The sequence below is a fragment of the Paenisporosarcina sp. P4_E4_2 genome (genome assembly GCF_056401595.1).
This window is the reverse complement of sequence record NZ_JBFUJC010000100.1, coordinates 1-9,484: the sequence shown is the minus strand read 5'-3', so window position 1 is coordinate 9,484 and position 9,484 is coordinate 1. Positions and strand designations below refer to the sequence as shown.

Here is a 9,484-nt window from a genome sequence, read left to right as displayed (position 1 = left end):
GTATGACTTACATGCGTATGCCATTGTTCACTTGGACAACTTTTGTTGCATCAGCATTAATTCTATTCGCTTTCCCACCATTGACGATTGGGATCATTTTCATGATCGTTGACCGTATGTTCGGAGGAAACTTCTTTGATCATACAATGGGTGGTAATACTATTATTTGGGAGCATTTATTCTGGATCTTCGGACATCCTGAAGTATATATCTTGATTTTACCTGCTTTCGGTATCTTCTCAGAAATATTCCCTACGTTCTCACGTAAACGTTTGTTTGGTTATTCAGCTATGGTCTTCGCAACTGTATTAATCGGTTTCTTAGGATTCATGGTTTGGGCACATCATATGTTTACAGTAGGTATGGGACYAACTGCTAACGCAATCTTTGCTGTTGCGACAATGGCAATCGCGGTTCCTACCGGAGTAAAAATCTTTAACTGGWTGCTTACAATGTGGGGCGGAAGTATCATCTTTACAACACCTATGCTTTACGCGATTGGGTTTATCCCATCTTTCGTTGCTGGTGGTGTAACGGGGATCATGCAAGCTGCTGCACCTCTTGATTATCAATTGCACGATTCATACTTTATTGTTGCTCATTTCCACTATGTTATTGTTGGTGGGGTAGTACTTGGATTATTAGCTGGTTTACATTTCTACTGGCCATTAATGTTCAACACGATGTTAAATGAAACACTTGGAAAAGTAACTTTCTGGTTATTCTTCATTGGTTTCCACTTAACGTTCTTTATCCAACATTTCCTAGGTTTACTTGGGATGCCACGTCGTGTGTTCACGTATGGTGCAAACCAAGGATGGGACACTTACAATCTCATCAGTTCATTAGGTGCTATTTTCATGGCAGCCGGAGTTATTGTTCTAGTGGTGAACATCATCATGACGATCGTGAAAAACGAAAAAGTTGGTCGTGATCCATGGGGTGATGGTCGTACTTTAGAATGGGCTGTTCCACAACCTGTACCTTTCTACAACTTTAAACAAACACCACTTGTTCGTGGTCTGGATACATTCTGGATTGAAAAACAAGAAGGAAATAAAGAAGGAATGACTTACGCAGAGCCAGTAGGCGATATCCATATGCCTAACAATTCATTTATTCCTGTTGTTATTTCATTTGGTCTATTCGTAGGAGCATTTGGTGCTTTATACAATGGAGAAAAATCTTGGGCAGTGCCTGTGATGTTCTTGGGATTAGCTATCACATTCGGTTCAATGATCGTTCGTTCATTGAAAGATGACCATGGATATCATGTTCATAAAGAAGATTTATTGAATGAAAAAGGGGGTAAACACTAATGGACTTAAATACTAAGTACACCCCACAATCTTGGCCGGATCATCCGGAAAATTCCACTTTGGAAGGTAAAAATAAATTTGTTGGATTTTGGCTTTTCCTTGGTGGAGAAACTGTAACATTCGCTAGTTTGTTTGCTACTTACTTGGCTTTGAAAAACAAAGGTCCAAGTGGAATGGAATTCACGACACAAGGTTTGTTTGAATTGCCTTTAGTATTCATCATGACAATGTTACTTTTGACTTCATCTTTAACAAGTGTTTATGCGATGTATCACATGAAAAACTATAACTTCAAAGCAATGCAAGCTTGGTTAATGGTAACAGTATTACTGGGTGCTGCATTCCTATGTTTTGAAATTTATGAGTTTTCACATTATGTACATGAAGGATTTACTTACGGTCAAAGTGCTTTCAGTTCATCTTTCTTTACACTAGTTGGAACACACGGAGCTCACGTTTTGGTTGGACTAGTATGGATTACCCTTCTTATGGTTCGAAATTCGAAGCGTGGCTTGAATCTTTATAACGCGCCTAAATTCTATTTAGCTTCTCTTTATTGGCACTTTATTGACGTAGTGTGGGTATTTATCTTCACGGTAGTATACTTGATGGGAGTGATGGGTTAAGATGGCACACGATGTACACAATCATGTAAAATCTCAAACCGAATATGAGTATAAACGTCGACGTTCTGCAAATGAGATGCGTGGACAATTGACAACGTTTGCGATTATGATTTTCTTAACTTTGATCGCATTCACGGCAGTCTATGCTGATTTCTCTCCAAATTTAGTTGCGCCAATCATTTTGTTATTGGCAGCGATTCAGGTTGTTTTACAATTGTATTACTTCATGCATATGAGCCATAAAGGTCATGAAACTGCATCCATGTTTTTATACAGTGGGGTAATTGTAGGTTTCATTACCGTATTGACATTTGTTACAATTATTTGGTGGAATTAACGATCGAAGCGAGCAAGGAAAGTTTTGTTTTTCCTTGCTTGCTTTTTTTTATGGCAATTTTTTGTCGGAGATTCCCTTAATATGAGTGAGATTAACGAACAAGTGGTTTTTATACTTGTCAGTATCATGTTGAGCGGTGTAGCAAGCACAAAAGGACGATAAACAAAATCAAAATTTATTTAAGCCTATTTATAAGTAGAAATACGAAGATAGATTTCGAAGTGAACCGAATTCTACTCTATTTCAGTCTATTTAATCGCATTGTTCATAGTTCGTTCATTGATGTTATGGCAGATGGGATTTATAATGGGGGTACTGAAGAAAAAAGGAGCGAGTAACGATGCCTTTAAGTATATTTGGATTTCAAGCGTTATGGAGTCCGTTTTTCCTATTATTGACGCTAGTAGTTATAGGGCTTTATTTTTATATAACTTCAAAAAAACAGCATTGGTTTGAAGAGACTCAACCTGTAACTAAAAAAGAAATTACAGCTTTTGTCAGTGCCATGCTTTTGCTTTACGCAGTGAAAGGATCACCTATCGATTTAATGAGTCATATTTTATTTTCGATGCACATGACGCAAATGGCTTTATTGTTAATGTTAGTTCCGCCATTGCTAATCGTTGGAATTCCAACATGGGTATGGCGTAAAATCATCAACAATCGATTTATTAAACCCATCTTCAGATTCCTTACCAAACCTTTGTTGGCTTTAATCGTGTTCAGTGGCTTGTTCTCTATATATCATATCCCACTTATTTTGGATAATATTAAACAAAACGAGCTTTACCATTCTGTATTCAATCTCTTTTTGTTCATATCTGCCGTACTTCTTTGGTGGCCAATCATGAATAAATTAAAAGGTGAACACCAAGTACACGGATTAAGTAAAATTGGTTATATTATTGGGAGCGCCATTTTGATTACGCCTGCCTGTGCACTGATTATCTTTGCAAGTCAGCCAATGTATGCGACTTATTCAAATGGTGACGCTTGGTTAAAAGCTATGGAACTCTGTGTGCCTACATCTACATTGTCCGGATTAACTTTGTCCGGTCCAGAACTGTTTACGAATATGCCAGTAATGGAAGACCAGCAATTAGGTGGTGTCATTATGAAAATTATTCAAGAAATCATTTATGGAGTTGTATTGGCTATCGTGTTCTTCCAATGGTATCGTTCAGAACAAGATAATGCAGAAGAGATTACCCAAAAGGCATTACAAGATCGACAAGCTTATGCAGCAAACAAATAATCAACCTTCATAAATTGGTGAGTGTTAGGAGAAAAAGAGATGAATCCACTTGTATTGCCGACTATCAGTACGTTTTTTATTGCGTTAAGCGCCGTCCTTGTTGCGATTGGTTGGGCTTTAATTAAACAAAGAAAAATTGAAGCACATAAGAAAACCATGTTTGCAGCTGCAATTGCAGCACTGACATTCTTTATTATTTATGTTTCACGAACGTTGTTTATCGGAAACACAGCTTTTGGCGGACCCGATGAATATAAAATCTTTTATACTACTTTTTTAGTCTTTCATATTATATTGGCTACGACAGGTGCGGTATTTGGTCTCTTTACCATTTGGTCTGGCTATAAAGACAATTTGAAAAGACACCGTAAACTAGGTCCAATTACAAGTATCATTTGGTTTTTCACTGCCATTACAGGCGTAATGGTCTACTTATTGCTTTATATCATCTATGAAGGTGGAGAAACCACTTCTGTTTTTAAAGCGATATTAGGATTTTAATTAAAGACCCAGTTAAACAATGTCTTTAATTTAAAGGGAGCGATTCCCTCTAATTTTTATCAAAATCAAAGATAATAAAAAATGCCAATCACCTTGTTATTGAGGTAATTGGCATTTTTTATAGTTTGAAATTGGTTTTGATAATACCGGCTTCTTTTGCTGTAGTGAAAATGATGACGACAAATGGACCGATGATTAATCCGAGGAAACCGAAAATTTGTAATCCGATAAACATGGCAATTAATGTGGCAAGAGGTGATAAACCAATCTGAGAGCCCATTAATTTGGGTTCTACAGCACGGCGAATGACCAGCAACACTAACGCCAGAATGGCAAGTTTTGTTCCCATGGCAATGTCCCCAATGACAAATTGGTACAATGACCATGGTCCGACAATGGCAATCGAACCTAGTATAGGAATAATATCGATGATCCAAATAACTATAGACATTATAATTGCATATTTTGGGGCAATGAATAATAATCCAATAAAGCTTCCTACTAAAATAAATAAACTGGCAAGCAATTGGGCTTTCATAAAACCAAAAATGACAGAATTTAATCGGGAAGTCATAAAACGAACTTTTTCAGCAGTTGCAGGCGTCAGATGACGAAATACCATTTTCTTCAGATCTGTTAGGTCCAACATAAACAGGAATAACGTGATAATGTAAACGATAAAACTGACTAAAAAATTTGGTATGCCTGTCAGCAGTTTGCTGATACTATTGTAGCTTACAATCCCCAAAATGGCTTTTTGCATAGTGTTTAAAAACTCATCTAGCTCATTTTTAATCGAAGTTACCACTTCAATGGGCATGCCTTGCGTAAAACTGAATAATTTGCTTTGGACATTCATCCATGACAATGACAGTGTATTAAAATAATCGGGTGCAATTTTAGTCAATTGAATAATCTGACCAACTAATTGGGTGATAGTGAAATATAAGGTAGCGGTAATGAGTAATAAAAATAATATAAAAACGGTAATAACGGCAGTCTTTCGATTCCATTTAAACTTTTCTTTACACCATTTAACAATCGGTTCAAGGAAAAAAGCAGTAATTAAAGCTAGAAGAATTGGAACTGCGAGAGGGAGTACAAAGGTTAAAAAAAGGATGAGCAATACAATCAATAAAGCTAGTATTAAAAATTTCTTGGTAATCCACTTTGGCATCAGCATCACCTCATTTTTCCATATTGTATAAGTATAGACAACATTGTCACATTTGAAAAGCAATAGAAAAAACGCCGAAGGATTATTATTCCTCGGCGTTTCCATTATGCACGAATTTCAAATGCATTGATATCTGCTTTAACAGCAGCCAATGTTTGCTGACATGATTTAACCAAATGTGCCGGGAAGACTTCTTGGTCTCCATATTCAACACCATGAGGGAAATAATGTTTACCTACAACTGGTTTCATCAAGGTAATGATTGCATCATGAGCGCCAACATCGCCATCTTTTGTGAAGCCGAAAATACGTAAATAGAATGTGCCTTCTTTAATTTCGTATTTTTTGTCATAAGTAACACGTTCGTAATCCCATTGACCTTCACGTACAAGACCGTGGTTTAACATAATATCATCTAATAATTGTAAATCAGCTGCTGTATTTTCAATACCTGTGTTTTCAAAATACATAAAATCGTCCTCCTTATACATGCTTTACCCTAAGTAACGCGTTCCATTTTATAATAGTGCAATTTTGCATCTGTTGCAATGACAACATTGTGTCAATACGCTTTACACTGATATAATAGACTCATCATTTTCCTTATGAGGAGTTGTCTTATTGAAAGTATTGGTTAGAATCTTAATTTTATTAGCTATTATCATGACTGTCATTTTTTATTCCGACCAAACTGTTCAAGAAAATGATTTATTGGAAGCGCCAGGTCCAACAGGGCAAGCTTTGCCACAGGAAAACTTATTACCCCCATCTGGGGAAGAATCAGTCCCAAGACCAGAAAAAGGACTATCTACGCTTATTGGACAACATACTAAAAAAGTGGTGGAATCATTTGGGGAACCTAACCGAATCGAGCCTTCAGCTTACGGATATGAATGGTGGGTGTACAATAGGTCACTCGATTCTTATATGATGGTAGGCGTTAACGGGGACACCATAACTCAAATATATATTGCAGGAGAAAGCCTTGATGCCTCACCCTATCAAGTTGGGCAATCCATTGATGATTTATACCGCTTTACTATAATCGAGTCGGAAATTACCGTGCAAATCGATTCGAATGTTTATACATTCACCATCAACGACCAAGATATGACGAACCGATTATTAATTAAATTCGATGGGCTTTTTGCCCAAATTTATATGGATGAAGAAGACCAAGAAGTGGAAGCCATTCGTTTTACTGATCCAAAGACACTTGTTCTCCATCAGCCTTATGAAATGACTTACAAAGGTGACTACTTAGCACCTAAAGTACCTTCAACGACATTGCAAAAATCTATTGATGCATCAAATGAACGCCAATTATTTGAATTGACGAACGTGTATCGTTCACGTCATTCCGTTAATACAGTTATTGAAGATGATGCTCTTGGACTTGTTGCAAGCAAACATAGTGAAGATATGGCGATGCAAAATTATTTTTCTCATGAGTCACCGGATTTTGGGGATTTGGAAAACCGTTTGGAAGAGTCGCTTATTGTTTATGACAGTGCAGCTGAAAACCTTGCAGCGAATTATTATGATTCAGCAGAAGTTGTAAATGGTTGGTTAAATTCTTCAGATCATAGAGAAGTTTTGCTAAAAGAAGATTTTACCCACCTGGGCGTAGGAACATTTGGCAAATATTATACGCAAAACTTTGTAAAACGCGAGATGAATGTCAGAAAAGGTCAATGAGCAGCGGAGTTTATCCATGTTCCTTCTTCTGAAGAACCGAAAGGACGAATATGCAGTGGAATTTGGTGCTTAGCCGCCATGTCCACTGCTTTTTTTTGTATCAGTGGGTGTGTCTCAGTTTCACAAAGCTGCTGAAGCTTTTCATACGAAACTTTCGGTAATTTATATACATTTTCCGAGTTTTTTGGATCACCGGACATGACACCTGGTACATCTTTATAAAATTCAACCGCCTCGGCATCGAATAAATTGGCCATCACGATTGCAGTTAAATCACTGCCACCGCGTCCAAGTGTCGTAAAGCGATGATCTGTCGTAATTCCTTGAAACCCTGGTACAATTACACATGGTACATGCTGGAGCAATTCTTTAATGACTTTTTTAGATGTTTTAATAATTGAAGCATCTCCAAAATGGTCATCCGTGTAGATACCAGCCTGTATGCCATACGCTAATTGACACGGAATCTGTTGCTTTAAACATTCTGCTGATAGAACGGAAGATGCCAGGAGCTCTCCGCAAATAGCAGCAACATCTTTTGATTCTGGTGCAATTTGAAATGCGTCCGTTATTCGAATCAGTGTATCGGTGGAATAAGGATCCCCATGACGCCCCATTGCTGAAACAACCACTAGAACCGATTTATATTTGGCTAAACCTTCTTTAATATGTTGAATACATACTGCCCGCGATGCTGCATCTCTCACCGCTATGCCTCCGAATTTTTGCACAATCATCAAACCCGCTCCTTATTAATCATGAGTGACATTTTCCCGCATGCTTACATACGATGAACGTACCTTGACTGTAATGTATTCGGTCAATTTCATTTTGTGTAGGAGGGGTACAATGACTTTGGTCATTGCCGATTTATTAAAAGACTGGCCGTGTACGTGGTTACACGGATCCTTTAATGAAATCATATGTGGGGTCAAAGAAAATTCCAAGGAAATTCAAGCCGGTGATGTCTTTGTAGTTATTAAAGGGAAAAATGCCAATGGTGCAACTTTTATAAATGAGGCAATCGAAAACGGGGCGGTCTGTATTATTGCGGAAGATCGAGAACATGAAAAAATGTGTAGAGAGGTGGCGTTTGGCATCGTGCCAAACACTAGGACCTTTCTTTCTCATGCTTGTGCCCGTGTTCATGGGAATCCATCAAAACAATTGCACGTGGTGGCGGTGACTGGAACCAATGGTAAGACAACGGTAAGCCATATGATAGGTCAAATGCTCACGAAGCTTGGCTACCAAACAGCAGTAATCGGTACATTAGGACTTTTTATAAATGGAAAAAAAGTTGATGAGAATTTTCCATCACTCACTACATGGTCTGCTTCACATCTCCATCAAACCTTTGCCCGACTGTTAAAAATGAACATTACACATGTCATAATTGAAGCTTCATCGATGGGATTAGCACAGCACCGGCTGGACCATTGTTCAATCCAACAAGGGGTATTTCTAAATCTAGGACATGATCATCTTGAAGATCATGAAGGCATTGAGTCCTATAAAAAAGCAAAATGCAAATTAATGGATATAAGCCGAAAAGTTGTTGTGAATAAAGACGATTCTTTTTGGTTGGAAAAAGGAAAAGAATGCACGWAAGAACTGAATTGGTTTGGCGAAGAATACATCCAGCTGAAAGAAATAAAGCCAGTATCAACGAATGTGACAATATTCGATGAAGGAGATTGTGATGGCTATGACGTGGAAGTTGGTTTTACAGGACTCTATAATATCTCAAATATAGCGGCTGCAATTGCGACTATACGTCAATTGGATATTCCGATGTCATCAATTATTCCGCTACTCCCCAACATTACTTTACCCCCTGGCAGATTTCAATTCATCTTAAAAAAACCTTTTCAAGTAGTCATAGATTATGCGCATACACCAGAAGCTCTGCAACATCTACTTTCTTCAGCATCAAGAATTACTGAGGGACGATTACTTGTTGTATTCGGATGCGGAGGAAATCGCGACCAAGCGAAGCGAAGTGCTATGGGAGAGATTGCAGCATTTTACTCACATAGCATGTGGGTGACATCAGATAACCCCCGATTAGAGGATCCTCTGAAAATCTGCCAGCAAATCGTTGGAAATTTGCCGGAGACTTCCAAGATCCATATCGAAGTCGATCGAGCAACTGCGATTCAACAAGCGCTTCGGTATTGCAAACCTGGAGATTTACTCTGTATAGCAGGGAAGGGTCATGAGTCCACTCAACATATTGGCGATCAAGTTATCCCTTTTTCAGACGAACAAACCGTTCTGCTAATATTATCGACGTTACCGATGGCGGGGAACCACGAAAAATGATCCATTGCCAACCGCAAGCTTCTTGCCATTGTCGTCCGTAATTTCACCGGTAACCACCATCGTCTGGCGTCCTTTATGTGAAAAAGTAGCATGTGCATGTAAATGACCTTCCGTGGCCGTCGCCAAATAGTTAATGGATAAGTTCATGGTTGCAGCGGCAAATTCTTCAGATAGTGAATGATTTGCGAGGACACCCATCGCGGTATCAAGCATAACGGCCAGAATACCACCGTGAGGGATATGAAG

Annotated in this window: 11 protein-coding genes; 7 read left to right on the top strand and 4 right to left on the bottom strand. The window is 38.3% G+C overall.

The genetic code is table 11. The features are described 5' to 3' along the window. The 5 genes from AC1DSB_RS09145 to AC1DSB_RS09125 all read left to right on the top strand — a co-directional run. Positions 1–1,319 (top strand): cytochrome c oxidase subunit I (locus tag AC1DSB_RS09145; protein ID WP_477586532.1); only part of this gene is annotated, 1,319 nt, incomplete at its 5' end. Continuing rightward, complete coding sequence (locus AC1DSB_RS09140; protein ID WP_342541852.1) at positions 1,319–1,945, top strand: cytochrome (ubi)quinol oxidase subunit III; 627 nt, start codon at positions 1,319–1,321, stop codon at positions 1,943–1,945. The genes AC1DSB_RS09145 and AC1DSB_RS09140, both read left to right, overlap by 1 nt. Before the next feature lies 1 nt (position 1,946). Further along, positions 1,947–2,282, top strand: a complete 336-nt coding sequence (gene ctaF / locus AC1DSB_RS09135) for a cytochrome c oxidase subunit IVB (protein WP_016427806.1) — start codon at positions 1,947–1,949, stop codon at positions 2,280–2,282. Between the two features lie 340 nt (positions 2,283–2,622). Then, positions 2,623–3,537, top strand: coding sequence for a cytochrome c oxidase assembly factor CtaG (gene ctaG, locus AC1DSB_RS09130; RefSeq protein ID WP_477586530.1), 915 nt, complete (start codon positions 2,623–2,625; stop codon positions 3,535–3,537). Between the two features lie 39 nt (positions 3,538–3,576). After that, entirely contained in the window at positions 3,577–4,038 is a 462-nt protein-coding gene (locus tag AC1DSB_RS09125) for a DUF420 domain-containing protein (RefSeq protein ID WP_016427804.1), read from the top strand. 118 nt (positions 4,039–4,156) lie between these two features. Here AC1DSB_RS09125 and ytvI read toward each other — a convergent pair whose 3' ends face one another. Further along, positions 4,157–5,215 carry a sporulation integral membrane protein YtvI gene (ytvI, locus tag AC1DSB_RS09120; RefSeq protein ID WP_477531309.1) on the bottom strand — a complete coding sequence of 353 codons (1,059 nt, stop codon included), beginning with the start codon at positions 5,213–5,215 and terminating at the stop codon, positions 4,157–4,159. Between the two features lie 104 nt (positions 5,216–5,319). Continuing rightward, complete coding sequence (locus AC1DSB_RS09115) at positions 5,320–5,685, bottom strand: YugN family protein (RefSeq protein ID WP_016427802.1); 366 nt, start codon at positions 5,683–5,685, stop codon at positions 5,320–5,322. A 151-nt stretch (positions 5,686–5,836) separates the two neighbouring features. Here AC1DSB_RS09115 and AC1DSB_RS09110 point away from each other — a divergent pair, with 151 nt between their 5' ends. Next, entirely contained in the window at positions 5,837–6,913 is a 1,077-nt protein-coding gene (locus AC1DSB_RS09110) for a CAP domain-containing protein (RefSeq protein WP_016427801.1), read from the top strand. Here AC1DSB_RS09110 and AC1DSB_RS09105 read toward each other — a convergent pair. Further along, the gene (locus AC1DSB_RS09105; protein WP_016427800.1) at positions 6,907–7,650 is read right to left on the bottom strand and encodes an amino acid kinase family protein; all 744 of its coding nucleotides are present in this window, start codon (positions 7,648–7,650) and stop codon (positions 6,907–6,909) included. The genes AC1DSB_RS09110 and AC1DSB_RS09105 overlap by 7 nt on opposite strands. Before the next feature lie 112 nt (positions 7,651–7,762). Between AC1DSB_RS09105 and AC1DSB_RS09100 the strand changes: the two genes are divergently transcribed. Next, positions 7,763–9,238 (top strand): UDP-N-acetylmuramoyl-L-alanyl-D-glutamate--2,6-diaminopimelate ligase, encoded by a 1,476-nt coding sequence (locus tag AC1DSB_RS09100; RefSeq protein ID WP_477586527.1) that lies wholly within the window; start codon positions 7,763–7,765, stop codon positions 9,236–9,238. On the opposite strand, the gene AC1DSB_RS09095 is transcribed toward AC1DSB_RS09100, so the two are convergent. Further along, the coding region (locus tag AC1DSB_RS09095; protein ID WP_477586525.1) for a PaaI family thioesterase at positions 9,209–9,484 on the bottom strand (276 nt) is incomplete at its 5' end. The genes AC1DSB_RS09100 and AC1DSB_RS09095 overlap by 30 nt on opposite strands.